Below are 26,529 nucleotides of genomic sequence, written 5' to 3'. Positions count from 1 at the left end.
AGGCCGCAGCCTTCAGGGTCAACGCACTGCCGATTTGGCGGCGCGCAGTAATCGATCGGACAACTCTCCCGGCCCCAGCGCCCGCGCCAGAGCCAGCCCACCCACCATCAAGGCCATATCGGCCAGGGCTTTTTCGGTTTCTTCTGGACTGGCCGCCAACTGCGCGACCATCAATTCCACATGCTCATTCAGGGCGACACGAAACGCTTCCGGCAGCCGCCCCAGTTCGCCGACCGATGCCGGGATCGGACAGGCCGACTCGGAGGAGTCACGGTGCTTGCGCGACAGATAGAACGCGGCCACCAGCGCGCGACGCTCTTCACCGGTCAACTCCGCGTCCATGTCGGCAATCAGGTCGCGGCGGTGACCGAGCAATTGCTTGAACGCCTCGAGCATCATCGCGTCCTTGCTTTCGAAGTGTGCGTAGAAGCCGCCGACCGTCAGGCCCGCCGCACCCATCACTTCGCCCACGCTTGGCTCGGCCGGACCGCGCTGAATCAGCGCTGCGCTGGCAGCCTTGAGGATGCGCTCGCGGGTTTGAGCTTTTTTATCGTTCATCGTCGCCTCCGAATATTACGATTGAAATATTATTCTCATAATAAATTTTAGCAAGTCTTGGGTGTGACCGCTGGTCTGAAGAACAGTTTTTTTGGAAATGGAGGAATTTGGCCAAACGCCAGACAAACAAAAGGGCCATTCAATAATTGAATGACCCTTATAAATCCCGCAGAGCGGGTAATCGTGGCGTCCCCTAGGGGACTCGAACCCCTGTTACCGCCGTGAAAGGGCGGTGTCCTAGGCCACTAGACGAAGGGGACACAAACCCTTCTATACAACTGATCAGTGCTGAGAGCTGATCGATTCAAGGCCGGTGTGGCCAGACCTTGAACTGTAAAATTGGTGGAGCTAAGCGGGATCGAACCGCTGACCTCCTGCATGCCATGCAGGCGCTCTCCCAGCTGAGCTATAGCCCCGGATTTTTCGCCTCGCGGCGGAGCGACATCTTGCAACATCGCTTCTGTAAAACTGGCGTCCCCTAGGGGACTCGAACCCCTGTTACCGCCGTGAAAGGGCGGTGTCCTAGGCCACTAGACGAAGGGGACGCAAACCCTTCCATACAACTGATCAACGCTGAGTGTTGATCGCTTCAAGACCGGTGTGGCCAGGCCTTGAAGTGTAAATTGGTGGAGCTAGACGGGATCGAACCGTCGACCTCTTGCATGCCATGCAAGCGCTCTCCCAGCTGAGCTATAGCCCCTCATCGTTGATGTCATCGCTGAGGACGGGGCGAATCTTAAGGGCGTATCGCAAGCCTGTCAAACTTATTTTTGAAATTTTTCAAAATTTTTTGTCGGCATAACAACCACTTACCGCCCTCCCCCCGGAAATTCGGGAGGTTTACACCCAACGCAGACCTGTAGGAGCTGCCGAAGGCTGCGATCTTTTGACGTTGCCTTTTAAAAGATCGCAGCCTGCGGCAGCTCCTACAGGGAATCAAAAGCGTTTAGGCGATAGCGGCCAACAGCTTTTCCCACTCTTTGTTTTCTTTCTTCGACACACCGCCCAGCAGGTCGATGGCCTGGCGCAGACGGAACCGGGTCAGGTCCGGACCGAGGATTTCCATTGCATCGAGCACCGACACCGAGCTCGCCTGGCCGGTGATCGCGGCAAACATCAGCGGCATGGCATCACGCAGCTTCAACTCCAGGGATTCGACTACGGCCTGGATCGTCGCGGTGATGCTGTCCTTCTCCCACTGACGCAGGCTTTCGAGCTTCCACAGGATCAACTGCATCAACTGACGGACCTGATCACCCGACAGCTTCTTGGATTCGAACAGCTTGGCATCCGGATTCACGCCACCGGCAAAGAAGAACCCGGCCAGCGGTGCCACCTGGCTGAAGGTTTCGACCCGGCCCTGCACGTGCGGTGCAATCTTCATCATGTATTCGGAATTGAACGCCCACTTCTGCACGCGCGCGGCGAACTCTTCCACTGGCAGGTCACGCAGCCATTGGCCGTTGAGCCAGGACAGCTTCTCGATGTCGAAGATCGGCCCGCCGAGGGAGACGCGCTTCAGATCGAAGTTGTCGACCATTTCCTGCAACGAGAACTTCTCGCGCTCGTCCGGCATCGACCAGCCCATGCGGCCCAGGTAGTTGAGCATCGCTTCCGGCATGAAGCCCATGCGCTCGTAGAACGTCACCGAGGTCGGGTTCTTGCGCTTGGACAGCTTGCTCTTGTCCGGGTTACGCAGCAGCGGCATGTAGCACAGCTCCGGTTGTTCCCAGCCGAAGTACTCGTAAAGCAGGATCAGCTTCGGTGCCGATGGCAGCCACTCTTCGCCGCGCAATACATGGGTGATACCCATCAGGTGATCGTCGACCACGTTGGCCAGGAAGTACGTCGGCAGGCCGTCGGTCTTCATCAGGACTTGCATGTCCATGCGGTCCCACGGGATCTCGACGTCGCCACGCAGCATGTCCGGCACCACACAGACGCCTTCGCTCGGCACCTTCATGCGGATCACATGGGGTTCGCCAGCGGCCAGGCGACGGGCGACTTCTTCCTTGGACAGCAGCAGCGCGCGGCCGTCGTAACGCGGGGTTTCACCGCGAGCCATCTGCTCGGCGCGCATCTGGTCCAGCTCTTCGGCGGTGCAGAAGCACGGGAAGGCATGCCCCCTGTCGACCAGTTGCTGGCAATACTTCTGATAAATATCGCCGCGCTCGCTTTGCCGATACGGACCGTGCGGGCCGCCGACGTCCGGGCCTTCGCTCCAGTCGATCCCCAGCCAGCGCAAGGCGTCGAAAATCTGCTGCTCGGACTCACGGGTCGAGCGCAATTGGTCGGTGTCTTCGATCCGCAGGATGAACTCACCGCCGTGCTGCTTGGCAAAGCAGTAGTTGAACAAGGCGATGTAGGCGGTACCTACGTGGGGATCCCCGGTAGGCGATGGCGCGATGCGAGTGCGGACGGTGGTCATGGCATGTCTCGAAAAGAAAAAAAAGCGAAGTTCAAACTAGGCGCGAATGGTAACAGGCGACAGCCGCCCGGCTCCAGCGAACAGGGCATTTAAGCCAAGGTTGCGTCTGTAACGCCCCTATGACGCGGTGAATGGCCGAATATCCGCCCATGGCATTTACCACTTATCGGCTGTATGCCAGATTTGCCTGCTGATAACTTCCCTTACAATTTCTCGACTACAGTTTGCCTCATGCCTGCCCAACTCAAGCGTCGCCTCTTTACATTCCTGCTGATGGTCCTGTTGATTGCCGGGGGCCTGTTTGCCCAGTGGTTCTTCAAGGGGCGCTTTTATGAAAGTACCGACAACGCTTATGTCCAGGGCGAGATCACCCGTGTGTCGAGCCAACTGGGCGCACGCATCGATCAGGTGCTGGTGCAGGACAACCAGCATGTCGAGAAAGGCCAGTTGCTGATCAAACTCGAAGGCGACGACTTCCGTCTCGCTGTCGACCGCGCCAATGCCGCCCTGGCCACCCGCCAGGCCGAGCGCCTGCAAGCCCAGAGCAAGCTGACCCAGCAGGCCAGCCTGATTGCCGCCAGCGAAGCGCAAGTCGCGTCCAGCCAGGCCAGCCTGGGCCGCTCGCAGATCGACCTGACCCGCGCCGAGACCTTGCGCAAACCCGGTTATGTCTCGGAAGAACGGGTGACCACCCTCTCTGCCGAATCCCACATTGCCCGCTCGCAAGTGGCCAAGGCCCAGGCCGATGCGCAAAGTCAGCGCCAGCAAGTCAACGCGTTGACCGCCGAGATCAAACGCCTCGACGCGCAGATCGCCAACGCCAAAACCGACCTGGCCCAGGCCGAACTGAACCTGACCCGCAGCGAAATCCACGCTCCCATCAGCGGCCTGATCGGCCAGCGTGCCGCCCGCGAAGGCCAATACGTGCAGGCCGGCGCTTACCTGCTGTCGATCGTGCCGGACGAAGACATCTGGATTCAGGCCAACTTCAAGGAAACCCAGATCGGCCACATGCAACCCGGCCAGGAAGCCGAACTGACCTTCGACGCCTACAGCGACACGCCGATCAAAGCCCGTGTCGACAGCCTGTTCGCCGCCTCGGGCGCGCAGTTCAGCCTGCTGCCGCCGGACAATGCCACGGGCAACTTCACCAAAGTCGTGCAACGGATTCCGGTAAAACTGACCTTCGCCGCGGACAATCCGCTGCGCGGCAAGATTCGTCCGGGCATGTCGGTGACCGCCAAGGTGAACATCAAGGATGCCCCTGCAGACGTCACCCCCAAAGTGAGCAGCAAAGACGCCCCTGACGATGGCCGGTGATCAACTGATCCGCCCGGTCGGCGAACCGACCCGGCGGGACTGGATTGCGGTGATGAGCGTGATGCTCGGGGCCTTCATGGCGGTGCTGGACATCCAGATCACCAATTCCTCGCTCAAGGATATCCAGGGCGCACTGTCGGCGACCCTGGAGGAAGGCTCGTGGATTTCCACCTCCTACCTGGTGGCGGAGATCATCATGATCCCGCTCACCGCCTGGCTCGTGCAGTTGCTGTCGGCGCGACGCCTGGCGGTATGGGTGTCCCTCGGGTTTCTCGCGGCCTCCCTGCTCTGCTCCATGGCCTGGAGCCTGGAGAGCATGATCGTGTTCCGCGCCCTGCAGGGGTTTACCGGCGGCGCGCTGATTCCGCTGGCGTTCACCCTGACCCTCATCAAGCTCCCGGAACACCACCGCGCCAAAGGCATGGCCATGTTCGCCATGACCGCCACGTTCGCGCCCTCCATCGGCCCGACCCTCGGTGGGTGGCTGACGGAGAACTGGGGCTGGGAGTACATCTTCTACATCAACATCCCGCCCGGCCTGATCATGATCGCCGGCCTGATGTACGGCCTGGAGAAGAAAGAAGCGCACTGGGAATTGCTGAAAAGCACCGACTACGCCGGGATTCTCACCCTCGGTGTCGGGCTCGGTTGTCTGCAGGTATTCCTGGAGGAAGGCCATCGCAAGGACTGGCTGGAATCCAGCCTGATCGTGACCCTGGGCAGCATCGCGCTGGTCAGCCTGATCACCTTCGTCATCGTGCAGTTTTCCAAACCCAATCCGTTGATCAACCTCGGCATCCTCGGCAACCGCAACTTCGGCTTGTCCAGCATTTCCAGTGTCGGCATGGGGGTCGGGTTGTACGGCTCGATCTACCTGCTGCCGTTGTACCTGGCGCAGATCCAGAACTACAACGCCCTGCAGATCGGTGAAGTGATCATGTGGATGGGGGTGCCGCAGCTGTTTCTGATCCCGCTGGTGCCCAAGCTGATGAAATTCGTCTCGCCGAAATGGCTGTGCACATTGGGCTTCGGGCTATTCGGGTTGGCGAGCTTCTCTTCGGGCGTGCTGAACCCGGACTTTGCCGGGCCGCAGTTCAATCAGATCCAGATCATCCGCGCCCTGGGCCAGCCGCTGATCATGGTCACCATCTCGCTGATCGCGACGTCCTACATTCTGCCCCAGGATGCAGGGTCGGCATCGAGCCTGTTCAACATCCTGCGCAACCTCGGCGGGGCCATCGGCATCGCCCTGCTCGCCACGCTGCTGGATGCGCGGACCAAGGTTTATTTCGATTACCTGCGTGAGTCCATCGTGCCGAGCAATCCGCAGGTGGCCGAGCGTATTGCCTCGCTGACCGACCGGTTGGGCAGTGAAACGGCGGCATTGGGCAAACTCAGCGAGATCGCGCATCAACAGGCGTCGATCATGGCCTACAACGATGCGTTTCATTTTGTCGGGATTGCGCTGGGGATCAGCATGCTGGCGGTGTTGCTGACTAGAAAATTGCCGGCAGGACTCAAGGCCGGCGAAACTCATTGATACACCGCAAACCTATGTAGGAGCTGCCGAAGGCTGCGATCTTTTGATCTTAAAAAATCAAGATCAAAAGATCGCAGCCTGCGGCAGCTCCTACAGGGGGATTTGTCCGGCCATCAATTGGCGTGTTTCAGACGGTAATCAGGCGCTCGCGCAATTTGGTGATCTCGTCGCGCATCTGCGCCGCGGCTTCGAATTCCAGGTCACGTGCCAACTGGTACATCTTCTCTTCCAGCCCCTTGATGCGCTTGGCAATCTCGCCCGGTGAGCGCAATTCGGCTTCGTATTTGGCGTTTTCCTCGGCGGCCTTGGCCATGCCTTTGCGCTTCTTGCTGCGCGAGCCGGGCACCGTGGCGCCTTCCATGATGTCGGCGACGTCCTTGAACACGCCTTTGGGCGTGATGCCATTGGCCAGGTTAAAGGCAATCTGCTTGTCGCGACGACGCTCGGTTTCGCCGATGGCCCGCTCCATGGAGCCCGTGATGCGGTCGGCATACAGAATCGCCCGGCCATTGAGGTTACGCGCCGCCCGCCCGATGGTCTGGATCAGCGAGCGCTCGGAGCGCAGGAAGCCTTCCTTGTCGGCATCGAGGATCGCCACCAGCGACACTTCCGGCATGTCCAGGCCTTCGCGCAACAGGTTGATGCCCACCAGCACATCGAAGGTGCCCAGGCGCAGGTCGCGGATGATTTCGACCCGCTCCACGGTGTCGATGTCCGAGTGCAGGTAGCGCACGCGTACGCCGTGGTCGGCCAGATAGTCGGTCAAGTCTTCGGCCATGCGCTTGGTCAGCGTCGTAACCAGCACCCGCTCTTCCAGAGCGACACGCTTGGTGATTTCCGACAGCAAGTCGTCGACCTGGGTCAGTGCCGGGCGGATCTCGATTTGCGGGTCCACCAGCCCGGTCGGGCGCACCACCATGTCAATCACGCGCCCGGCGTGCTCGGCTTCATAGTTGCCCGGCGTCGCCGAGACGAAAATCGTCTGCGGGCTGATGCTTTCCCATTCATCGAAACGCATCGGCCGGTTGTCCAGGGCCGAGGGCAGGCGGAAACCGTATTCGACCAGGGTTTCCTTGCGCGAGCGGTCGCCCTTGTACATGGCGCCCACCTGCGGAACGCTGACGTGGGATTCGTCGATCACCAGCAAGGCATCGGCCGGCAGGTAATCGTAAAGGGTTGGTGGCGCCGCGCCGGCTTCGCGACCGGACAGATAGCGCGAATAGTTTTCGATGCCGTTGCAGTAACCCAGTTCGAGGATCATCTCCAGATCGAAACGGGTGCGCTGCTCCAGGCGCTGGGCCTCCACCAGCTTGTTGTTGGAACGCAGGTATTCCAGGCGTTCCTGCAACTCGACCTTGATGCCTTCGACCGCGCCCATCAGGGTTTCCCGGGGCGTGACGTAGTGGCTCTTCGGGTAGAAAGTGAAGCGCGGCAGCTTGCGGATGACTTCGCCGGTCAGCGGATCGAAGGCCGACAGGCTTTCCACTTCATCGTCGAACAGTTCGATGCGGATCGCTTCGAAATCCGATTCCGCCGGGTGGATATCGATCACGTCGCCGCGCACACGGAAGGTCGCACGGGCGAATTCCATGTCGTTGCGGGTGTATTGCAGGTCGGCCAGGCGCCGCAGCAATTCACGCTGGTCGAGCTTGTCGCCGCGATCCACGTGCAACACCATCTTGAGATAGGTTTCCGGGCTGCCCAGGCCGTAGATGCACGACACCGTGGTGACGATGATCGCGTCCTTGCGCTCGAGCAATGCCTTGGTCGCCGACAGCCGCATCTGTTCGATGTGGTCGTTGATCGAGGCATCTTTCTCGATGAAGGTGTCCGAGGACGGCACGTAGGCTTCGGGCTGGTAGTAGTCGTAGTAGGAAACGAAATACTCCACCGCGTTGTTCGGGAAAAACGCCTTGAACTCCCCGTACAACTGCGCCGCCAGGGTCTTGTTCGGCGCCAGCACCAGCGTCGGGCGCTGCACCTGGGCAATCACGTTGGCGATGCTGAAGGTCTTGCCCGAGCCGGTCACACCGAGCAGCGTCTGGTGCGCCAGCCCGGCCTCGATGCCCTCGACCATCAGGCGGATGGCTTCCGGCTGATCGCCGGCGGGCTCGAAACGGGTGACTAGCTGGAATTCAGACATGAAATACCTCTGGATCACTCTTGCCGGACAAACCGGCACGAACGAGAAAGACCGCAAACGACCGATGTCGCCCGAGGAAAAAACTGGATTGTGCTCAATGTGGAGCCGATTGCCAGCGCTTTCAAGGCAAACGTCCTGCATCACGCAAAACCTTTGCCGAGACCAATCGACTGACGGTCGATAAATAATCGGAAAAACTTGCCTTAAAAGGTCAATCGCCTGTCGCCAGCCATCGCCGATGGCCTCTATACTAGCTCCCCGTTTGTGCACCGCTCTAGTGCATTCGGCTGGAGCGCGACACGTCCCTCCACTCTCCATTCAGAGCCGCCGCAATAATGAGCCTGTTCTCCGCTGTCGAAATGGCACCACGCGATCCAATCCTGGGCCTCAACGAAGCATTCAACGCCGATACCCGTACCAACAAGGTCAACCTGGGGGTCGGTGTTTACTGCAACGAGGAGGGGCGAATTCCACTCCTGCGCGCCGTTGTCGAAGCCGAAACGATTCGCGCCGCTCAACACGTTTCCCGTGGCTACCTGCCAATCGACGGTATCGCCGCCTACGACCAGGCCGTGCAAAAGCTGCTGTTCGGCAATGATTCGCCACTGCTCGCCGCTGGCCGCGTCATCACCACCCAGGCCGTTGGCGGTACTGGCGCTCTGAAAATCGGTGCCGATTTCCTCAAGCAACTGCTGCCGAACGCTGTCGTGGCGATCAGCGACCCGAGCTGGGAAAACCACCGCGCCCTGTTCGAAACCGCCGGCTTCCCGGTGCAGAACTACCGCTACTACGACGCCGCGACCCACGACGTGAACCGTACCGGCATGCTGGAAGACCTGAACGCGCTGCCAAACGGCTCGATCATTGTGCTGCACGCCTGCTGCCACAACCCGACCGGCGTGGACCTGAGCCCGGCCGACTGGAAAAACGTCCTGGAAGTCGTTAAAGCCAAAGGCCACGTGCCGTTCCTCGACATGGCGTATCAAGGTTTCGGCGATGGCATCGACGAAGACGCCGCTGCCGTGCGCCTGTTCGCCGAGTCGGGCCTGACTTTCTTCGCATCCAGCTCGTTCTCCAAGTCGTTCTCGCTGTATGGCGAGCGCGTCGGTGCCCTGTCGATCGTCAGCGAATCGAAAGAAGAAAGCGCGCGCGTGCTGTCGCAAGTCAAACGCGTGATCCGTACCAACTACTCCAACCCGCCGACCCACGGTGCCAGCGTTGTCGCTGCCGTGCTGAACAGCCCGGAACTGCGCGCCCAGTGGGAAGCCGAACTGGCCGAAATGCGCCTGCGCATTCGTGGCATGCGCACCCAGATGGTCGACCTGCTGGCAAAAAAAGCGCCTCAGCGCGATTTCAGCTTCGTCGGTCGCCAGTGCGGCATGTTCTCCTACTCCGGCTTGAGCGTTGAGCAAGTTCATCGCCTGCGCAACGAGTTCGGCATCTACGCCCTGGACACCGGCCGCATCTGCGTGGCCGCGCTGAACCAGAGCAACATCGAGGTGGTGACGGACGCGATTGTCCAGGTCATCTGATTCAGCCTTGAAATGAAAAACGGGAAGCCTTCGGGCTTCCCGTTTTTTTATGGACCATCGATATTCCCCTAGACTGAATCAGATCAACGTGTGGGAGCGGGCTTGCTCGCGAAAGGGCCAGCAGCTCCAACACCGATGTCTCAGTCAGATCGCATTCGCGAGCAAGCCCGCTCCCACAGGTTTGCGTACACCTGAATGACCTACGAGATCCCACATGAAAAACGATGACCTGCGCGCCGACCGCGATGACCTGGATGACCTGGATCACTTCATCCCCCGCGCCCCGGCCAAACGCGGCAACAACCTGGTAATGCAAGTCGCTGCGGGTGTATTCCTCGGCGGCCTGGTCCTGTGGCTGGTGCAATTGGGTGCCACAGCGCTCTACGCCAAACTGATGGTTGCCACCATTACCTTCGGCGGTTAAGCCAGTTCGGTCGCACGCTGACTGGCAGCGTCGTCGTAGGCGACATACAGCGATTCGGCGACCTGGCTCTTGATCGCCTTGGTGCTTTCCAGCCCCAGGACGAAACCTTCGGCCTTGCCACCCGCGCGGTTCAATGCTTCAGCGGTGCCGGCCTGAGTGATGGCGTCGAACAACTTTTCGGCATGGGGACCGACCCCCTTGGGCAGGCTGATCTGAGAGATGCTCATGGGTGCACCCCGTGGTGTCGAGGCGGGAGGGGTAAATGATTCATGGTGCGTACCTTTTCGGCGAATGGCCGGCAGCGCGTGTCACCACTTCCGGGCGGCCATGGTAGACCTCTGGGGCGATCCTGGTAACCGCCAATCGCCGCTAAACCACCGCCCGTCCCGATAATTCGCTCCAATTGTTATTCGATGCTTGACTTCTCTTTTTGAATCAGTAAGATACGCGCCATTCCGCGATAGCTCAGTTGGTAGAGCAAGTGACTGTTAATCACTGGGTCCCTGGTTCGAGTCCAGGTCGTGGAGCCAGACAGCAACACCGAAAAGCCCCTGAATCGAAAGATCCAGGGGCTTTTTTGTGGCCGATACAAATATCAAAAGATCGCAGCCTGCGGCAGCTCCTACACAGGCTGCGATCTTTTGATCCATAAAAAAAGCCGATCTGTCCATTCAACAGATCGGCCCCTTTTCAGTCGCTGCGAACGTCAGACATGCTCACTGCTTTTCGCATGTACCGCGTGTGGCTCGCCATGCCCGTGGTCCACCTCAACCACCGGAATCTCCTTGCCGTCGCAATCGTGCAGCTTGCCGTCGCTGAAGTAGTCCCCTTCGCGCAACGCCGCCAGATCCTGATAACGCAGCACCCGCTCGGTACCGGCCGCAAACACCGATTGCTGGTCGGAGTTACCGGCAGTGAGGTGGTTGAAGGTCAGGTTCAACACGATGGCCATGATCGCCGACGAACTGATGCCCGAATGGAAAATGGTCGCGAACCAGCTTGGGAAGTGATCGTAGAAGCTCGGTGCCGCGATCGGGATCATGCCGAAGCCGATCGAGGTGGCAACGATGATCAGGTTGACGTTATTGCGGTAGTCGACCTTGGACAGGGTCCGAATGCCGCTGGCCGCGACGGTGCCGAACAGTACGATGCCGGCGCCGCCCAGTACGGAGGTCGGCACGGCGGCGATGACCCGGCCCATGAAGGGCAGCAGGCCGAGGAGCACCAGGAACAGACCGCCAGTGGCGACCACATAGCGGCTCTTGATGCCGGTAACCGCCACCAGCCCGACGTTCTGGGCAAAGGCGCTCTGGGTGAAGGAACCGAAGATCGGCGCGAACATGCTCGACAGCATGTCGGCGCGCAGGCCGTTGCCCAGGCGCTTGGAGTCGACCTTGGTGCCGATGATCTCACCGACGGCCAGAATGTCGGCCGAGGTCTCCACCAGCGTCACCATCACCACGATGCACATCGACAGGATCGCAGCGAAGTGGAAGGTCGGCATGCCGAAGTGGAACGGCGTCGGGAAGCCGAACATCGGGCCCTGGGTCACGGACGAGAAATCCGCCATGCCGAGGAACACCGCGATCACCGTACCGACGACCATGGCCAGCAGGATCGACAGGCGGGAGATGGTCGCACTGCCGATTTTGCTCAGCAGCAGCACCAGCACCAGCGTCACCGCCGCCAGACCGATATTCGCCATGCTGCCGAAATCCGCTGCGTGGCTGTTGCCGCCCATGGCCCAGCGCGCGGCTACCGGCATCAGCGTCAGGCCGATGGTGGTAATCACGATGCCGGTCACCAGCGGCGGGAAGAACTTGGTGATACGCGAGAACACCGGGGTTATCAGCAATCCGATCAGGGACGCCGCTATCACCGCCCCCAACACCGACTGGAACCCGCCCTCCCCGCCACTGCTGACAATCGCCACCATGGTCGCGACGCCGGAGAAGGATACGCCCTGCACCAGCGGCAACTGACAACCAAAAAACGGTAGACCCAGGGTTTGCAGCAGCGTTGCCAGCCCCCCCGCAAACAATGAAGCAGCAATCAACAAACCGATGTCCGCTGGCGAGAGCCCGGCCGCCTGGCCGATGATCAATGGCACAGCGACGATACCGCCATACATGGTCAGAACATGTTGCAGGCCATAAGCCATATTCGCGCCGATCCCTAGGTTTTCGTCCTCGGGCCGTTGGTGTGAAACATGGGGCGTTTTCATGGTAGGGGGTTCCCTGGTTTTTGTTATGCGCACACTGTATGCAAGACATAGGACAAATGTCTATAGAGTTGTATACAACTTATCAGTCACAAAATGGATACTTGTCCATTTCCGCCTGATAGGCCCCCTCCCGGCTCCGCAAAAAACCTTGAAATACATCCCTCGCTGCCTCCCCCCGAGTGCTGACTAGTCTTTTGAATTCCTGGCGACCATCGGTAAGACTCGCCTCTTTCATATACATATAAAGTATGCATAATGAAGTCATTCGACATTCAGTTCCACAAGGCAAAGAACGCAGCCAACAAACTCAAGCACCAAGGCATCAGCCTCGCAGAGACTGAACCGGTGTTCCATGACGAACGAGCGCTGACCATCGAGGACCACCACCACGACGAACAACGCTGGATCACCCTGGGGCTGGATGCCAAAGGCCGTTTGCTGGTCGTCGCGTACACCTACCGCGATCCGAATTTCGTTCGAATCATTTCCGCGCGCATCGCCACCAAAAACGAGCGCCGTCAGTATCTGGAGACATGACCGATGAAAGACGAATACGACTTCAGTGACGCCAGCCGCGGGGCCGTGGCGCCCGCCAAAGGCAAGACCCGCATTACCATCATGCTCGATGACGCTGTTATCGAAGCGGCCCGAGCACTGGCAGAACACGAGGGGTATGGCTACCAGACGGCGATCAACAATACGTTGCGCCGGGCCCTGCTCAACGAAGGCAAGACGGCAAAACTGAAACAAACCCTCACGCCTGCCGAACTCAAGGGCCTGGAGCAGAAACTGGCAGAGGCCTTGCGCGAAATCCAACGGGTGATGGCGCCGGGTGTTCGGCCCTGAAACACAAAGGGCCGATCAATCCGACCCGCCCTTTGTGATGTCTGCGATCAGCCCGCTATTGCGGCGCTGCGATCAATCGCTCCAGCGTCCTCGCCAAATGCGCCTGCTCCGGTACGCGGATGCCGAACTCGCTGTCCAGCAACCCAACCAGTTGCTGCACATCCGTCACCTCCCGCCGCTCGCTGTCATGGCCGATCCGGTGAATGGCGAAGCTGCCGTTATTGAGCGTACGGCGCCAGCCCTCCCCGGTGCGCGCCACCATCAATTGCCTGGCGAAGGTCGACTCGGGGTGGGTCGAGACGTACCAGTTGCCCACAGCAAAATCGATATCTTCCTGGCGTTGCAGGTCGAAGATGTACATCGCTCGCCATTCACCGGCCACATTGGCGCGCAGGGTAAAACCGTCAACGTGCAGGTCGATGCGATACGGCTCGTGCGGGGTGAGCTGTTCGGCGCGGGAATCGAGCAGCAGTGGCGCGGTCGGCACCATGCCGCCAAAGCCGACGTCGGTGATGTAGCGTACGTCATCAATGATGACCAGGCTCAGGCGATGGGTCCGGGCCGTCCAGGCACCCTCCGGCTGCCCCATCACCACCCGACCGCTGATGGCGCGGGCGTCGAAACCCAATTCCTGAAGCAAGGCCAGAAACAACTTGTTGAGTTCGTAGCAGTAACCGCCACGACCCGCGTGCAAGACCTTCTGCTCGATGGACGGCAGGTCGATCAGCACCGGTTCGCCGGATAACGTGGTGAGGTTCTCAAACGGGAAAACCCCGGTATGACGCAGCTGCAGTTGGCGCAAGGTTTCCAGGGTCGGTGCCGGGGGTGCATCGAAGCCCAGGCGTTGCAGATACAAAGCAGGGTCAGTCAGGCGTGGCTCGCTCATCGTTCAATCCTTTTGCACGCAAGCGGCGGATTGCTCCGCCAATGGTCGCTATGTATACGGGATCAGGCACGGCCACCGACAATTGATTTAGCCAATCACCCGTCATGAAAAACTCAACGCCGCTTGCGCGCCCCTAATTGAATCCAGGTCGGCGCATGGTCGCTGGCGTGGGGCTCATTGCGCACCCAGGCATCCACCCCGGCGTCTTGCAGATACGGGCTCAGGACCGGGTTGAGCAGCAGATGATCAATGCGCAGACCGGAGTTTTTCTGCCAGTGCTGGCGGAAGTAATCCCAGAATGTGTAGAGCCGATCCTGCGGATGCAAATGCCGCAATGAATCGGTCCAGCCCTGGTCCAGCAACCGCTGGTAGCACTCGCGGCTCTGCGGTTGCAGCAAGGCGTCCTTGAGCCATGAGCGCGGGTTGTAGATGTCCAGGTCGGTGGGCACCACGTTGTAGTCGCCCGCCAGCACCACCGGATGTTCACTGCCTTGAAGTGTCTGCGCATGACGGATCAGTCGCTCGAACCATGCCAGCTTGTACTCGAATTTCGGCCCCGGCTGCGGGTTGCCGTTGGGTAGATACAGGCAACCCACCAGAACCCCGTGGACCGCGGCTTCCAGATAACGACTGTGGTTGTCGCTGTCATCGCCGGGCAACCCGCGTCGGCTCTCCAGCGGCTGCGCATCCCGCGCCAGGATTGCCACGCCGTTCCATGACGCCTGCCCCTGCCAAATGGCGCCGTAGCCGAGCGCCTCAAGCTCGGCAGCCGGGAATGCGCTGTCCACTGCCTTCAGTTCCTGCAAGCAGGCGATATCCGGTTTTTCCCGCTCAAGCCAGGCCAGCAGGTTGGGCAGCCGTGCGCGCAGGCCATTGACGTTGAACGTGGCGATCCGCAGCTTCTTCATGAATGGACACTCCTTAGGACGAGGTGCCTGAACTGTGACACCTGCCCTTTTCGGTGGTTGCATCCGTGGTCTCGGGGCGGCAGCACATTGAGCGCAAGCTGGTCGATTCGAGGGTGTACGCAATTTCCCGTCCGGCACAGATCAAATGTGGGAGCGGGCTTGCTCGCGAATGCGCAGTGTCAGCCAACATCAATACTGAATGGGTCAACGTCTTCGCGGGCAAGTCGGATCGCCGCACCGCCGCTCCCACAGGGTTCGAGGGTGTACGCAATTTCCCGCCCGACACAGATCAAATGTGGGAGCGGGCCTGCTCGCGAATGCGCAGTGTCAGCCAACATCAATACTGAATGGGTCGACGTCTTCGCGGGCAAGTCGGATCGCCGCACCGCCGCTCCCACAGGGTTCTCGCTTGGCTATGGATCGGTGGCCCTCCAGGGCCCCGCGCCACTCGTCAACCGGATCGGCCCCCACCTCGTGCCCTGTCACACTAATACCAGGTAACGACTCATCCTGGAGACGACCATGATGAACATAAAAATCACTTCACTGCTCATGGCCGCATGGTTGTCGGCTACGTCCGTGGCCACCTTTGCGGCGTCCGGCGAGGGTCCTGGGGCGACCGGTACGGCACCCGGCGCCACCCGCAGTTCAACCATGCTGCCAGACAGCAACAGGCCCAGCGATTCCTCAAGTAATAACGGGCGCGCAAAGAGCCCCGGTTCGACAATGGGCAGCACCGGCGTCAATGGTCCGGGCAGTGGCGCAGGCGGTGGCACCGGTGCGCCCGGCGGCGGAACCGGCGGTGCTGGCGGCGGGACGGGTAGCTGGACAGGCAAAAGCGGCCAATGACACTACCGGCAGCAAAAGCACTTCAACGATCGGAGCGCATCAATGCCTCGCCACCACCGGCCATCGACAACGTAGCCACGCGGTTCCGTCCCGAATGCTTGGCTTGATACAACGCCGCATCCGCCCGCTGGACAAACACGTCCATGCTGTCCCGCCCCGAGGGCACGAACGAATAGCAACCCAGGCTGACCGTCACGTAGCCATTGGGTGAGCCGGTGTGAGTGATGTTCTTGTCGATGACACTGCGACGGATCTGCTCGGCAATCGTCATGGCGCCATGGATGTCGGTGTCGGGCAGCAGCACCGCAAACTCTTCACCGCCGTAGCGCACCGCCAGATCGGCCTTGCGGTGGCAGCAACTCTTCAGCGCGCGTGCCACTTCGGCCAGGCAGTGATCCCCCACCACGTGGCCGTAGGTGTCGTTGTAGCGTTTGAAGTAATCGATATCGAGCATGATCAGGCTCAAGGGGCTTGCCTGCCGGGCACCGCGCCCGAACTCGATGTCCATCGCCCGTTCGAACAACCGGCGGTTGGCCAGGCCGGTCAGGCTGTCATGCGTGGCGATCAGCTCAAGTGCTTGCTGGGCCCTGCGCAAATCCGACTCGACCCGCTCACCCACGCGCACCTGATGAATGAACACCCAACCGAACAACCCCACGCCCAGCAACACCAGGGCAACGATGAGGCTGGAGCGGAATGCCGTGTCGTACCAGCCCGCGAGAATGGATTCCGTGGACGACGCCGCGGTGACCACCAGTGGATACGCCTCCAGTTGTCGGTAACCGTACAGGCGCGTCACACCGTCGATGACGGACGTGAACATCGCATTGCCGGAAGTGGCCTGTGGCAGGGACTTCTGGAAAATCTCGCTCTGGGCCAGGGATGCGCCGATCTGCGCCTCCACAAAAGGTCGACGCGCCAATAGCGTGCCATCGGTCAAGCCGAGAAACATCGAGCCGTTGTCGTCGAGACTGAAGCTTTTGAAGAACTGGTCGAAGTACGACATCTTGATGCCGGCCAGCAATACGCCCTGGAAATACCCGTTCCTGTCGTTGACCCGTTTGGAAACAGGGATGATCCACTCGCCGTTTTCCCGGCTGCGGATGGCCGGGCCGATATGCGCCACCGATGATATGTTCTGCTGGTGATACTTGAAGTACTCGCGATCCGCGACCCCGGTACCCCGGGGCAGGTTTTCAAACGAGGTCACCACCCACTGGCCCTTCTGGTCGAACAACAGGATGCCGTGCAATTGATCCAGTGCCAGCACCCGCCGGGCAAAGGTCTGCTGCAAGCGGGGTCGCATGTCCTGGCCGAAACCGTCGACCTGAATCCAGTCCACCAGGCTGGTCAGCACCAGGTCAGCCTTCATGAAGGTGTCTTCGGCTTGCTGCGCCATGGCCCGCGTCAGGTTCGAAGACGCCACTTGCGCCAGGCTCAGATCATGGCGACGGGACTGCTCCAGTTGCAGGTAGAGCAAACCGCACAGGCACAGACACACCGTCGCAATGAACAACACCGCGGCCTTGCGCAGCGGTATGCGTTTCAATGCAACGCCAGGGGCGTGGTCCGGGTTGTCAAAGCGCGTGGGCAAAAGTTCATCCTGTCGGGGGCAAGGCATGGGCAACGGCCCAAAGCCCTCAGTTTTTGTGGGCCGTAGTTTACGGGGTTATCCACGACAAAGGGGCAACCACTTGCCCGGCGGTCTCCCCCCTGCCCGGTGGCGCTGCAAACATGACCCAGGGCAGCACTGCCTGTGCGTCAACGAGCTACGATTAGACTGACCTCCATACAGGGAATCGACATGAGCAAGGCAGACGAACTCGCCGAAAAATTGAAACAGACAGGGCTGACCAGCGCGGATCAGGCGATCGATGGCTGGCCGGGCCAGGTCTACGAATTGTATCAACGGATAGAGCACTGGCTGCTGCCCTTGACCGAAGCGGGCCTGGTCCTGCGGCGCAACGCCACCCACGTGTTCGAAAGTCATGCCGATGGTGACGCTTACGATTACGCCATCGACCAGTTGGTGATCTCCGGCAACGGGCACAGCATGACCTTTGACCCGGTTGCACGCTTCACCGCCGATGGCGAGGGGCGCGTAGAGATTCACTCCCCGGGCAACGAGTTCGCCCTGTTGCGCACCGTGGACGAACACGGCGAAACACACTGGTGGCTACAAACGATCGAGCAAGCCACAGCGCAACTGGATGCGGTGGCGCTGACAGAAAGCGATCTGCTTGTCGTGGTGCAACAAGGGTTGGCGCTTTAGGTGGGTGCCACAGGGCTCGGGAAACTGTAGGAGCCAGCCTGCTGGCGATGGGCTCGAATGCGCCGCGTTTATCCAGTTCACCCGCGTTATCGTTAACGTCCATCGCTGGCAAGCCAGCTCCCACAAAGGACCGTGCCCACGCTGAAACTGTAGGAGCCAGATTGCTGGCGATGGGCTCGAATGCTCCGCGTTTATCCAGTTCACCCGCGTTATCGTTAACGTCCATCGCTGGCAGGCCAGCTCCTACAGGGGACCGCGTTTATCCGGATCACCCGCGTTATCGTTAACGCCCATCGCTGGCAGGCCAGCTCCTACAGGGGACCGCGTTTATCCGGATCACCCGCGTTATCGTTAACGTCCATCGCTGGCAGGCCAGCTCCTACAAGGGGCCATGCCCACGCCGAAACTGTAGGAGCCAGCTTTGGTTACTGTTGGTTCCGCCCCGTCACCACCAGCGGGATCTCTGCCTGACGCAAGTCCAGCGGAGGCAATTTCGTCGGCTGACTCAAGCCCTGCAACACCCGGGTGTCGTAATCATAAATGTCCGGCTTGAACGTCACCCGCCCGTCAGTGCTCAGGTCCACGGTCCAGTAGGCCAGCAGCACCGGCACCTTCACCGGCAGCTGGATATTCTCGGTCCTGCCATTGGCCAACTGCTTTTGAATCCCGGCACTGTTCCAGCGCACCGGGTCGTTGAACAACAACTCGACCAGTTGCAGCGGGTTTTCCACGCGGATGCAGCCCGAACTGGTGGCCCGGACCGTCTTGGCAAACAGCTCGCGGTGCGGCGTGTCATGCAGGTAGATCGCATAGTCATTGGGGAAGCGGATCACCACCTGCCCCAACGAACTGTCGGGGCCGGCATCCTGACGCAGGCGGATGCCTCGCGGGTTGCTCCAGTCAACGTCCGAGGGATCGAGCACATTGCCTTCGCGATCGAGCACACGAATCCGGTTGGCCGCCAGATAGCCAGGATCGTTCTGGACTTTCGGAATCACGTCCTGCTTGAGGATGGTCGGCGGCACGGTCCAGGTCGGGTTGAACGTGATGTAGGTGATTTCGGCCTGGAACACCGGCGTACTGCGCACCGGCTTGCCGACCTGCACCCGCGAACGCCAGATCGGCAGACCGTCGCGGTACATCGCCACCTTGTAGCCGGCGATATCGACGATCACGAACGTGCCCTGAAGTTTGTACAACAGCCAGCGGGCGCGCTCCATGTTGACCCGCACCTGATCGATCCGCGCCTCGACCGGCACATTCAGCGCCGCCAGCGTCGCCGCCCCCGCCACGCCATCGGACCCCAGGTATTGCTCGGTCTGATACTTCTTCACCGCAGCGATGACCTTATCGTCGTAACCGGCTTTTTTCGCCAGATGCGGGTCCAGGTACCCGCCCGCCACCAGGCGCGCACGCAATTGAGCGACCGCCACCCCGTCCATGCCGGGCTTGAGCGATTGACCTTCGGTGACTTTCGGCCAGCCGCCCGCATCACGCACCTGGCGCAACCGCGCCAGGCCTTCACGCAAATTGCGGTAAATCTCTTCCTGAGGCGGCGCATCGGCGAATGCACGTGCCACGTCATGGGCATCGAGGGCGGCGAACAGGTTGTTCATGTCCTCGCGGGCATTGCCGCCGGCAGGATCGAAATTCCAGTGAATGTCCAGCCGCGACGGATCGACCTTACCCCGGCGCAGTTGCAACAGCGCGGTGATGAAGGTGCGGGTGGCCGCCATGTCGAACATCGCCCGTTGTGCCGTGGAAGGCATGGCGGCCACCAGCGACTCATGGGCCTGGGCCAGTTCGGTGATGCGGAAATCCGCCGGGTTCAGGCCGTCGATCCGGGTGTCTTCAAGGCTCTTGAGTAACTGCACCACATCATGATCGTCTGTCCATGCGGCGCGATAGTTGCGATGCATATAGAAATCCAGCACCACCCGGCTGACGTCCACACGCTGGTTGCGCTTTGCCGTGAGCAACGGCGGAAAGGCCGAACGCAGCGGTTCCAGCGTTGCCTGAATCGCCTGGCCGACCGCATCGTCGGGCGCCGCGGCATCGCTTAGGCTGCTCGCGGCAGATACCGGCTCAATCGGCGAAGTTTGCGCAAAGGCTGCACCGCTGATCAGAAAGCCCATAAAAAACATGCGGCTTATGACGAATGACCTTGTTAATTGCACCATGGATAATCCTTAATCCCCCGATTCAACGGCGCCAGCTTTGCGCGCGCTGCTAGACTCGAAATTATCATGATGAGACCCGACTATGGCGCTAAACCGCTCTGGCCTTTTATTTGCCATATTACTGACGTGCCTTTCAGTAACGTCAGCCTACGCCGATTCGCTTGAAAACGCGCTGGTCAAAGCAGCACCAGGCGCCGACGCCAAAGTGATTGCCCTGGCCGTTCGCGCCACCCAATGCAGCCGTGCCCAAGGCGTCGCCCCAGCCCAAAGACTGGCGGTGATCGATTACTCCCTGCCTTCGACTGAACAACGCCTGTGGGTCTTCGACCTTAAACGGCGCAAGTTGCTGTTTCACGAACTGGTCGCCCATGGTCGCAACAGCGGCGAGAACATGGCGACGCTGTTCTCCAACCGCAACGAAAGCCACGCCACCAGCCTCGGTCTGTTCCGCACCCAGCAAAGCTATCTCGGCCAGAACGGTTACTCGCTGCGCATGGAAGGCCTGGAGCCCGGCTTCAACGACAACGCCTTTGACCGGGCCATCGTCATTCACGGCGCGCCCTACGTCAGCCCGGTGCTGGCCCGCGCCAATGGCCGCATCGGCCGCAGCCTGGGTTGCCCGGCCGTCAGGCCGGCGATTGCCCATCGGCTGATTGATTCGATGAAGGACGGCCAGTTGTTGTTTTCCTACTACCCGGACCAGCGCTGGTTGAAGTCGTCCTCCTACATCAACTGCGGCGACACCGTGGCCTCAAGGGAAAAGTCCACTTCAAGCCAGAAAACGACGTCCAACCTGTCAAAACTGTAATCCCCGCCTCAGCCAGCTGAAAGGCACCGCCCGCTAGCCTCGTCGACAAGTTCAACAGGCTGACGGGCGGAACACACGGCATGCACTCCCACACATCAAGACGCACCTTCGTCAAAGGCCTGGCCATCAGCGGGCTCTTCGGCGGCCTCGGGTTATGGCGCACGCCGGTCTGGGCGATCAGCAGTCCCGGCGAACCGCAGGTGTTGGCCGGCAATGAGTTCGACCTGTTCATCGGCGAATCCCCGGTCAACTTCACCGGCACCCCGCGCACTGCACTGACCATCAACGGTGGCATTCCCGGCCCGCTGCTGCGCTGGCGTGAAGGCGATACGGTGACGCTGCGGGTACGCAACAGACTCAAGGACAACACCTCCATTCACTGGCACGGCATCTTGCTGCCGGCCAACATGGACGGCGTGCCGGGCCTGAGTTTCAAGGGCATCGAGCCGGGCGGCCTGTACGTCTACCAGTTCACCGTGCGGCAGAACGGCACCTACTGGTATCACAGCCATTCGGGGTTTCAGGAGCAATCCGGCGTCTACGGTCCGCTGGTGATCGACGCCAAGGACCCGGAGCCGTTCCAGTACGACCGCGACTACGTGGTGATGCTCAGCGACTGGACCGACGAAGACCCGGTCGACCTGATGAAGACGCTGAAAAAACAGTCCGATTACTACAACTTCAACAAGCGCACCGTGGGCGACTTCATCCACGACGTCAGCGAAAAAGGCTGGGGGCCGACCGTCGCCGATCGCAAAATGTGGGCCGAGATGAAGATGAACCCCACCGACCTGGCGGACGTCGGCGGCGCCACTTACACCTACCTGTTGAACGGCCAGGCGCCGGACATGAACTGGACCGGGTTGTTCCGCCCGGGGGAAAAGCTGCGGCTGCGCTTCATCAACGGCTCGGCCATGAGTTACTTCGACGTGCGCATCCCCGGCCTGAAAATGACCGTGGTCGCCGCCGATGGCCTGCACGTCAAACCGGTGAGCGTCGACGAGTTTCGCATTGCCGTGGCGGAAACCTTCGACGTTATCGTCGAACCGACCGAGGCGGCCTACACCCTGTTCGCCCAGGCGATGGATCGCACCGGCTACGCACGCGGCACCCTGGCGGTGCAGGCGGGACGGGTAGCGCCGCTGCCAGCACTGGACCCACGCCCCCTGGTGACCATGGATGACATGGGCATGGCCGGCATGGACCACGGCAGCATGGCGGGCATGGACCACAGCAACATGGCCATGGGGGACATGCCCGGCATGCAGTCCCACCCTGCCTCGGAAACCGACAACCCGCTGGTGGACATGCAAGCCATGTCCACCTCAGCGAAACTCGACGACCCCGGCATGGGCCTGCGCAACAACGGCCGGCGCGTGCTCACCTATTCCGACCTGCGCAGCACCTTCGAAGACCCGGATGGCCGCGAGCCTGGCCGCACCCTTGAGCTGCACCTGACCGGGCACATGGAAAAATTCGCCTGGTCGTTCAACGGTGTGAAGTTTTCTGACGCAGAGCCCCTGCGCCTCAAGTACGGCGAGCGGCTGCGGATCGTGCTGGTCAACGACACGATGATGATGCACCCCATCCACCTGCATGGCATGTGGAGCGACCTCGAAGACGAGAACGGCCAGTTCATGGTGCGCAAACACACCATCGACATGCCACCGGGCTCCCGACGCAGCTATCGGGTCACGGCCGATGCGCTCGGCCGCTGGGCCTATCACTGCCATCTCCTGTACCACATGGAAATGGGCATGTTCCGTGAAGTTCGCGTGGAAGAATGAGGCGCACCCCATGATTCGATTCACCCCGATTTTTTTCGCACTCGTGACCTCGACCGCGATGGCCGCCAGCGACGGCATGCAAGGCATGGATCACAGCCAGATGGATCATGGCCAGATGCAAGGCATGGATCATGGCCAGATGGACCACAGCCAGATGCAAGGCATGGACGAAGGTCAGATGCAAAGCATGGAAGACGCCCAGATGCAGCCCGCCGCCCCCAGCGAAAGCCGTACGCCGATCCCGGTGCTGACCGATGCCGATCGCGCGGCGGTGTATGCCGATCCCGCCGGCCACCATGTGCACGACAACACACTCAATTCGTTTTTCCTCGCCGACAAACTCGAATGGCAGGACGCCGATGACGGCAGCACCCTGGCCTGGGATTTGTCCGGTTGGGTCGGCGGCGACATCGATCGCCTGTGGCTGCGCTCCGAAGGCGAGCGCACCAACGGCGTGACCGAGGATGCGGAAATCCAGGCCCTGTGGGGCCACGCCATATCCCCATGGTGGGACGTGGTCAGCGGCGTGCGCCAGGACTTCAAACCCGGCGCTCCGCAAACCTGGGCCGCCTTCGGCGTGCAAGGCATGGCGCTGTACAACTTCGAGGCCCAAGCCACGGCCTTCATCGGCGAAGGCGGCCAGAGCGCCATGCGGCTGGAGGGCGACTACGACATCCTGCTGACCAACCGGCTGATCCTGCAGCCCACCGTCGAACTCAACGCCTACGGCAAAAACGATCCGCAACGGGGCATCGGCGCGGGGCTGTCCAACACCGAGGCGGGCTTGCGCCTGCGCTACGAAATCCGCCGGGAATTCGCGCCCTACCTCGGCGTGACCTGGAACCGCACCTACGGCAACACCGCCGACTACGCCAACGACGAAGGCGAGGATCGCAGCGAAGCCCGCCTCGTGCTCGGTATTCGGATGTGGTTCTGAACAGACTCAGCCAAAACCAACAACAGCCGCTTCGAGCGGTAAAGGACCTTGCATGCGCATCATCAAACCCGCCGCCGTCGTTATCGCGTTACTCAGCGGTCTGCTCATGAGCACCCTCGCTCAAGCGCACCCCAAATTGCTCGCCTCCACCCCAGTGGAAGGCGCAGAAGGTGCGCCGCCCGACAAGATCGAACTGCACTTTTCCGAAAACCTCGTCACCCAGTTTTCCGGCGCCAAACTGCTGATGACCGAAATGCCCGGCATGGCCCACGCCCCGATGCCGGTCAAGGCCAAGGTCAGCGGCGGCAGTGATCCGAAAACCATGCTCATCACCCCGACAGCCCCCCTGGTTGCCGGCACCTACAAGGTGGAATGGCGCGCGGTGTCGTCGGACACCCATCCGATCACCGGCAACGTCACGTTCAAAGTGAAATGATCGATGAGCGACCCGGCCAACGTCGTTCTGCGGTTTGTGTTGTATGTGGATTTGATGCTGTTGTTTGGCGTGGCGCTGTTCGGGCTCTACAGCTTTAAAGGACAGGAACGGCGATCCGGGACGGTGCTGCCCTTTCGCCGATGGCTGACGGGAACTGCCGGGGTCGGTGCACTGCTGTCCATCGCCGGCATGGTGCTGATGGTCCGCGCCATGAGCGGCGAATCAGACGTTGCCGAGCTACGCCCTCACCTCGAGATGATGCTGTTCGAGACAGACGTCGGGATGGCCTGGGCCGTGCGGATGATTGCGTTGGTGGTCGCAGGTCTGGCGGTGATGCTCAACCCACGCGCCCCCGGCCTCAGCCTGGCAATCGCCAGCACTGCCGGCGGCATTGCCCTCGCCAGCCTGGCCTGGAGCGGGCATGGCGCCATGGACGAAGGCAGCCGTCGTTACTGGCACTTCACCACAGACATCCTGCACCTGCTGGTGGCGGGCGCCTGGCTCGGCGCGTTGCTGGCGTTTGCGTTGATGGCGCAACCCCGGGCCGTGCAAACCGAAGCACACATACGGTTGTTGGTTCACGCCGTCAGGCGATTCGAGCTTGTCGGTGCCCTGGTCGTCGTGATCATCACCGTGACGGGCGTTGTGAACTACCTGTTCATCGTCGGGCCGAGACTCGATGAGGTTTTACTCAGCCACTACGGAATTCTGCTGACGATCAAAGTGCTGCTGTTTGCCGGGATGCTGGTGTTGGCGGCGCTGAACCGCTTTCATCTTGGCCCCTTGCTGGAGCGGTCATTGCGCGAGGGCCAGTATCGCGTGGCAGCCCATGCACTTCGACGCAGTGTGGTCGTGGAAATGGCCGCGGCGGTTTTGATTGTGGGGTTGGTGGCGTGGTTGGGGACGTTGAGCCCGGAAGTGGAATGAGGCATCTTCAAGGGGCATTGATTTTTCACACCGGTGAAAGTTTCACTACACTCCCCCTTTCAAAACCACTCCAGCACAAAAGCCCGATATCAATGACGAAAATCAACAGAGCAATGATGCTCGGCGGCTTGCTCGCACTCTCCCTTGGCGCCCAGGCAGAACCTTCGCATCTGGACAGCGTCATGCAACAGGGACAACTGCGCGTTTGCACCACCGGCGACTACAAGCCCTACACCCTCAAGGCCGAGGACGGCGCGTATTCCGGCATCGACATCGCCATGGCCCACGCCCTGGCCGACAGCCTGGGCGTCAAGGTCGAGTGGGTGCCCACCACCTGGAAAACCCTGATGCCCGACATGCTCGCCGGCAAGTGCGACATCGCCATGGGCGGCATCTCGGTCACCCTGGAACGGCAGAAAAAAGCCTTCTTCAGCAACATCCTGGACGTCGACGGCAAAATCCCATTGGTGCGTTGCGAAGACCAGGCGCTGTACCAGACTGTCGAACAGATCAACCGGCCCTCGGTTCGCCTGGTCGAACCCGCCGGCGGCACCAACGAAGCGTTCGTCCACGCCTACCTGCCCCAGGCGCAATTGCAGCTGCGCGATAACCTGAGCATCTTCCAGGAACTGCTGGATAAAAAGGCTGACGTGATGATCACCGATGCGTCGGAGGCGCTGTATCAGCAGAAGCTCAAACCGGGCCTGTGCGCCGTCAACCCGACGCACTACCTGCAATACGGCGAAAAAGCCTACTTGCTGCCCCGTGACGACATCACCTGGAAGCTGTACGTCGATCAGTGGCTGCACCTGGCCAAGGCAACGGGCAAATATCAGAAGATTCTGCGGCAGTGGCTGGCGGTGCCTGAGGGCAAATAACGGCATGCCAAGGCGCTTGGTCATGCCTTGTTAAATCTCGTTACATCCTTGAAACTACTCTCGCACCGGTAGCAGGCCGGTCACAGGCAAGACGCGTTGACAAGCACACCGAACGATAATCCGGTCGATGCCTCGACCGAGCAGAACCCTCAAAAAAGGACAGACAATGAGCAGCACGGATGAATTGCAAACCTACAATGTCAGCCCGAAATGGCAGGAACGTTTCGCTTTTTTTGATCAGTACGGCGCCCCAAAAAGCCCCGATTTCAAACGGGGCTTCAAACAGCTGCCAGCGCGCAAGCGCATCCTGATCAACCTGAACTTCATCGCATTTTTTTTCGGGCCGATCTATTTCTTCGTGCTTGGGCTGTGGAAAAAGAACCTGGCGATCATCGCGATCATCGTTGCCCTGTCCTTTGCCCTGGCATTGATTTTCACCCTGCTGGGTTATGAACAAGCCCCCAAAGCCTTCGACACCGGTATGAACGTCGCCTTTGCACTGATGTACGGATTGAGCGCCAACTACGCCTACTACCTGAAACAGGTAAAAGGCTCGCAAGGCTGGAATCCTTTTGAAGGCTTAAGGCTGGCCTGAGTCTCGCCCGGATAGCAAAACGGTGGAATCACTCCACCGTTTTGCGTCACT

General features: G+C 60.5%; 24 protein-coding genes and 5 tRNA genes. 16 read left to right on the top strand and 13 right to left on the bottom strand.

Going from position 1 to position 26,529, the window contains the following annotated elements:
* Positions 1 to 18: 18 nt before the first annotated feature.
* The 6 genes from AC07YV_RS22045 to gltX form a co-directional block, all read right to left on the bottom strand.
* Entirely contained in the window at positions 19 to 558 is a 540-nt protein-coding gene (locus AC07YV_RS22045; protein ID WP_102701165.1) for a TetR/AcrR family transcriptional regulator, read from the bottom strand.
* A gap of 184 nt (positions 559 to 742) precedes the next feature.
* A tRNA-Glu gene (locus AC07YV_RS22040) sits at positions 743 to 818 on the bottom strand.
* Positions 819 to 898: 80 nt separating this feature from the next.
* Positions 899 to 974, bottom strand: a tRNA-Ala gene (locus AC07YV_RS22035).
* A 53-nt stretch (positions 975 to 1,027) separates the two neighbouring features.
* Positions 1,028 to 1,103 (bottom strand) — tRNA-Glu (locus AC07YV_RS22030).
* Positions 1,104 to 1,182: 79 nt separating this feature from the next.
* Positions 1,183 to 1,258, bottom strand: a tRNA-Ala gene (locus AC07YV_RS22025).
* A 246-nt stretch (positions 1,259 to 1,504) separates the two neighbouring features.
* A complete protein-coding gene (gene gltX, locus AC07YV_RS22020; protein ID WP_102701166.1) occupies positions 1,505 to 2,986 on the bottom strand; it encodes a glutamate--tRNA ligase in 1,482 nt (493 codons plus the stop codon).
* Positions 2,987 to 3,217: 231 nt separating this feature from the next.
* Between gltX and AC07YV_RS22015 the strand changes: the two genes are divergently transcribed.
* Complete coding sequence (locus tag AC07YV_RS22015) at positions 3,218 to 4,306, top strand: HlyD family secretion protein (RefSeq protein WP_102701167.1); 1,089 nt, start codon at positions 3,218 to 3,220, stop codon at positions 4,304 to 4,306.
* A complete protein-coding gene (locus AC07YV_RS22010; RefSeq protein ID WP_102701168.1) occupies positions 4,296 to 5,846 on the top strand; it encodes an MDR family MFS transporter in 1,551 nt (516 codons plus the stop codon). Before AC07YV_RS22015 ends, AC07YV_RS22010 begins: the two co-directional genes overlap by 11 nt.
* Before the next feature lie 127 nt (positions 5,847 to 5,973).
* Here AC07YV_RS22010 and uvrB read toward each other — a convergent pair whose 3' ends face one another.
* Positions 5,974 to 7,989: an excinuclease ABC subunit UvrB gene (gene uvrB / locus AC07YV_RS22005; RefSeq protein ID WP_102701169.1), complete on the bottom strand. Its 2,016-nt coding sequence runs from the start codon at positions 7,987 to 7,989 to the stop codon at positions 5,974 to 5,976.
* Positions 7,990 to 8,324: 335 nt separating this feature from the next.
* On the opposite strand from uvrB, the gene AC07YV_RS22000 reads away from it, so the two are divergent.
* Together AC07YV_RS22000 and AC07YV_RS21995 are read left to right on the top strand one after the other, a co-directional pair.
* Complete coding sequence (locus AC07YV_RS22000) at positions 8,325 to 9,521, top strand: amino acid aminotransferase (RefSeq protein WP_007978664.1); 1,197 nt, start codon at positions 8,325 to 8,327, stop codon at positions 9,519 to 9,521.
* A gap of 214 nt (positions 9,522 to 9,735) precedes the next feature.
* Positions 9,736 to 9,945, top strand: coding sequence for a hypothetical protein (locus AC07YV_RS21995; RefSeq protein ID WP_102701170.1), 210 nt, complete (start codon positions 9,736 to 9,738; stop codon positions 9,943 to 9,945).
* Here AC07YV_RS21995 and AC07YV_RS21990 read toward each other — a convergent pair.
* Complete coding sequence (locus AC07YV_RS21990) at positions 9,942 to 10,172, bottom strand: hypothetical protein (protein WP_007978659.1); 231 nt, start codon at positions 10,170 to 10,172, stop codon at positions 9,942 to 9,944. The two genes, AC07YV_RS21995 and AC07YV_RS21990, sit on opposite strands and share 4 nt — an antisense overlap.
* A 227-nt stretch (positions 10,173 to 10,399) precedes the next feature.
* Between AC07YV_RS21990 and AC07YV_RS21985 the strand changes: the two genes are divergently transcribed.
* Positions 10,400 to 10,475: transfer RNA gene (locus AC07YV_RS21985), tRNA-Asn, on the top strand.
* Positions 10,476 to 10,651: 176 nt separating this feature from the next.
* Here AC07YV_RS21985 and AC07YV_RS21980 read toward each other — a convergent pair.
* Positions 10,652 to 12,169, bottom strand: coding sequence for a nucleobase:cation symporter-2 family protein (locus AC07YV_RS21980; protein WP_007978657.1), 1,518 nt, complete (start codon positions 12,167 to 12,169; stop codon positions 10,652 to 10,654).
* Between the two features lie 255 nt (positions 12,170 to 12,424).
* Here AC07YV_RS21980 and AC07YV_RS21975 point away from each other — a divergent pair, with 255 nt between their 5' ends.
* Positions 12,425 to 12,706 carry a BrnT family toxin gene (locus AC07YV_RS21975; protein ID WP_102701171.1) on the top strand — a complete coding sequence of 94 codons (282 nt, stop codon included), beginning with the start codon at positions 12,425 to 12,427 and terminating at the stop codon, positions 12,704 to 12,706.
* A 3-nt stretch (positions 12,707 to 12,709) separates the two neighbouring features.
* On the top strand, positions 12,710 to 13,015 hold the full coding sequence (locus tag AC07YV_RS21970) for a BrnA antitoxin family protein (protein ID WP_102701172.1): 306 nt from the start codon (positions 12,710 to 12,712) through the stop codon (positions 13,013 to 13,015).
* Between the two features lie 55 nt (positions 13,016 to 13,070).
* On the opposite strand, the gene AC07YV_RS21965 is transcribed toward AC07YV_RS21970, so the two are convergent.
* Positions 13,071 to 13,901 carry an arylamine N-acetyltransferase family protein gene (locus AC07YV_RS21965; RefSeq protein ID WP_102701173.1) on the bottom strand — a complete coding sequence of 277 codons (831 nt, stop codon included), beginning with the start codon at positions 13,899 to 13,901 and terminating at the stop codon, positions 13,071 to 13,073.
* Positions 13,902 to 14,014: 113 nt separating this feature from the next.
* Positions 14,015 to 14,809: an exodeoxyribonuclease III gene (locus tag AC07YV_RS21960; protein ID WP_102701174.1), complete on the bottom strand. Its 795-nt coding sequence runs from the start codon at positions 14,807 to 14,809 to the stop codon at positions 14,015 to 14,017.
* Between the two features lie 522 nt (positions 14,810 to 15,331).
* Here AC07YV_RS21960 and AC07YV_RS21955 point away from each other — a divergent pair.
* On the top strand, positions 15,332 to 15,658 hold the full coding sequence (locus AC07YV_RS21955; RefSeq protein WP_173900834.1) for a hypothetical protein: 327 nt from the start codon (positions 15,332 to 15,334) through the stop codon (positions 15,656 to 15,658).
* Between the two features lie 22 nt (positions 15,659 to 15,680).
* On the opposite strand, the gene AC07YV_RS21950 is transcribed toward AC07YV_RS21955, so the two are convergent.
* Complete coding sequence (locus AC07YV_RS21950; RefSeq protein ID WP_102701175.1) at positions 15,681 to 17,279, bottom strand: sensor domain-containing diguanylate cyclase; 1,599 nt, start codon at positions 17,277 to 17,279, stop codon at positions 15,681 to 15,683.
* Between the two features lie 183 nt (positions 17,280 to 17,462).
* On the opposite strand from AC07YV_RS21950, the gene AC07YV_RS21945 reads away from it, so the two are divergent.
* Positions 17,463 to 17,930, top strand: a complete 468-nt coding sequence (locus AC07YV_RS21945) for a hypothetical protein (protein WP_102701176.1) — start codon at positions 17,463 to 17,465, stop codon at positions 17,928 to 17,930.
* Between the two features lie 425 nt (positions 17,931 to 18,355).
* On the opposite strand, the gene AC07YV_RS21940 is transcribed toward AC07YV_RS21945, so the two are convergent.
* A complete protein-coding gene (locus AC07YV_RS21940; protein ID WP_102701177.1) occupies positions 18,356 to 20,110 on the bottom strand; it encodes a L,D-transpeptidase family protein in 1,755 nt (584 codons plus the stop codon).
* An 82-nt stretch (positions 20,111 to 20,192) separates the two neighbouring features.
* On the opposite strand from AC07YV_RS21940, the gene AC07YV_RS21935 reads away from it, so the two are divergent.
* From AC07YV_RS21935 to AC07YV_RS21905, 7 genes are all read left to right on the top strand, one after another.
* A complete protein-coding gene (locus AC07YV_RS21935) occupies positions 20,193 to 20,918 on the top strand; it encodes a murein L,D-transpeptidase catalytic domain family protein (RefSeq protein WP_102701178.1) in 726 nt (241 codons plus the stop codon).
* Between the two features lie 80 nt (positions 20,919 to 20,998).
* The gene (locus tag AC07YV_RS21930) at positions 20,999 to 22,705 is read left to right on the top strand and encodes a copper resistance system multicopper oxidase (protein WP_102701179.1); all 1,707 of its coding nucleotides are present in this window, start codon (positions 20,999 to 21,001) and stop codon (positions 22,703 to 22,705) included.
* Positions 22,706 to 22,715: 10 nt separating this feature from the next.
* Positions 22,716 to 23,642 (top strand): copper resistance protein B, encoded by a 927-nt coding sequence (locus AC07YV_RS21925; protein WP_102701180.1) that lies wholly within the window; start codon positions 22,716 to 22,718, stop codon positions 23,640 to 23,642.
* Between the two features lie 52 nt (positions 23,643 to 23,694).
* Positions 23,695 to 24,078: a copper homeostasis periplasmic binding protein CopC gene (gene copC / locus AC07YV_RS21920; RefSeq protein ID WP_102701181.1), complete on the top strand. Its 384-nt coding sequence runs from the start codon at positions 23,695 to 23,697 to the stop codon at positions 24,076 to 24,078.
* Between the two features lie 3 nt (positions 24,079 to 24,081).
* Entirely contained in the window at positions 24,082 to 25,005 is a 924-nt protein-coding gene (copD, locus tag AC07YV_RS21915; protein ID WP_102701182.1) for a copper homeostasis membrane protein CopD, read from the top strand.
* 116 nt (positions 25,006 to 25,121) lie between these two features.
* The gene (locus tag AC07YV_RS21910; RefSeq protein WP_102701183.1) at positions 25,122 to 25,883 is read left to right on the top strand and encodes a transporter substrate-binding domain-containing protein; all 762 of its coding nucleotides are present in this window, start codon (positions 25,122 to 25,124) and stop codon (positions 25,881 to 25,883) included.
* A gap of 166 nt (positions 25,884 to 26,049) precedes the next feature.
* Complete coding sequence (locus AC07YV_RS21905; RefSeq protein ID WP_102701184.1) at positions 26,050 to 26,478, top strand: DUF2628 domain-containing protein; 429 nt, start codon at positions 26,050 to 26,052, stop codon at positions 26,476 to 26,478.
* The last annotated feature ends 51 nt before the right edge of the window (positions 26,479 to 26,529 follow it).

Source organism: Pseudomonas sp. GW456-E7, from assembly GCF_059424105.1.
This window is presented reverse-complemented; position numbering and strand designations above follow the sequence as displayed.

Coding starts and splice junctions, on each gene's coding strand:
- AC07YV_RS22045 (WP_102701165.1), bottom strand. CDS start 558: ATGAACGATAAAAAAGCTCAAACCCGCGAGCGCATCCTCAAGGCTGCC.
- gltX (WP_102701166.1), bottom strand. CDS start 2,986: ATGACCACCGTCCGCACTCGCATCGCGCCATCGCCTACCGGGGATCCC.
- AC07YV_RS22015 (WP_102701167.1), top strand. CDS start 3,218: ATGCCTGCCCAACTCAAGCGTCGCCTCTTTACATTCCTGCTGATGGTC.
- AC07YV_RS22010 (WP_102701168.1), top strand. CDS start 4,296: ATGGCCGGTGATCAACTGATCCGCCCGGTCGGCGAACCGACCCGGCGG.
- uvrB (WP_102701169.1), bottom strand. CDS start 7,989: ATGTCTGAATTCCAGCTAGTCACCCGTTTCGAGCCCGCCGGCGATCAG.
- AC07YV_RS22000 (WP_007978664.1), top strand. CDS start 8,325: ATGAGCCTGTTCTCCGCTGTCGAAATGGCACCACGCGATCCAATCCTG.
- AC07YV_RS21995 (WP_102701170.1), top strand. CDS start 9,736: ATGAAAAACGATGACCTGCGCGCCGACCGCGATGACCTGGATGACCTG.
- AC07YV_RS21990 (WP_007978659.1), bottom strand. CDS start 10,172: ATGAGCATCTCTCAGATCAGCCTGCCCAAGGGGGTCGGTCCCCATGCC.
- AC07YV_RS21980 (WP_007978657.1), bottom strand. CDS start 12,169: ATGAAAACGCCCCATGTTTCACACCAACGGCCCGAGGACGAAAACCTA.
- AC07YV_RS21975 (WP_102701171.1), top strand. CDS start 12,425: ATGAAGTCATTCGACATTCAGTTCCACAAGGCAAAGAACGCAGCCAAC.
- AC07YV_RS21970 (WP_102701172.1), top strand. CDS start 12,710: ATGAAAGACGAATACGACTTCAGTGACGCCAGCCGCGGGGCCGTGGCG.
- AC07YV_RS21965 (WP_102701173.1), bottom strand. CDS start 13,901: ATGAGCGAGCCACGCCTGACTGACCCTGCTTTGTATCTGCAACGCCTG.
- AC07YV_RS21960 (WP_102701174.1), bottom strand. CDS start 14,809: ATGAAGAAGCTGCGGATCGCCACGTTCAACGTCAATGGCCTGCGCGCA.
- AC07YV_RS21955 (WP_173900834.1), top strand. CDS start 15,332: ATGATGAACATAAAAATCACTTCACTGCTCATGGCCGCATGGTTGTCG.
- AC07YV_RS21950 (WP_102701175.1), bottom strand. CDS start 17,279: ATGCCTTGCCCCCGACAGGATGAACTTTTGCCCACGCGCTTTGACAAC.
- AC07YV_RS21945 (WP_102701176.1), top strand. CDS start 17,463: ATGAGCAAGGCAGACGAACTCGCCGAAAAATTGAAACAGACAGGGCTG.
- AC07YV_RS21940 (WP_102701177.1), bottom strand. CDS start 20,110: ATGGTGCAATTAACAAGGTCATTCGTCATAAGCCGCATGTTTTTTATG.
- AC07YV_RS21935 (WP_102701178.1), top strand. CDS start 20,193: ATGGCGCTAAACCGCTCTGGCCTTTTATTTGCCATATTACTGACGTGC.
- AC07YV_RS21930 (WP_102701179.1), top strand. CDS start 20,999: ATGCACTCCCACACATCAAGACGCACCTTCGTCAAAGGCCTGGCCATC.
- AC07YV_RS21925 (WP_102701180.1), top strand. CDS start 22,716: ATGATTCGATTCACCCCGATTTTTTTCGCACTCGTGACCTCGACCGCG.
- copC (WP_102701181.1), top strand. CDS start 23,695: ATGCGCATCATCAAACCCGCCGCCGTCGTTATCGCGTTACTCAGCGGT.
- copD (WP_102701182.1), top strand. CDS start 24,082: ATGAGCGACCCGGCCAACGTCGTTCTGCGGTTTGTGTTGTATGTGGAT.
- AC07YV_RS21910 (WP_102701183.1), top strand. CDS start 25,122: ATGCTCGGCGGCTTGCTCGCACTCTCCCTTGGCGCCCAGGCAGAACCT.
- AC07YV_RS21905 (WP_102701184.1), top strand. CDS start 26,050: ATGAGCAGCACGGATGAATTGCAAACCTACAATGTCAGCCCGAAATGG.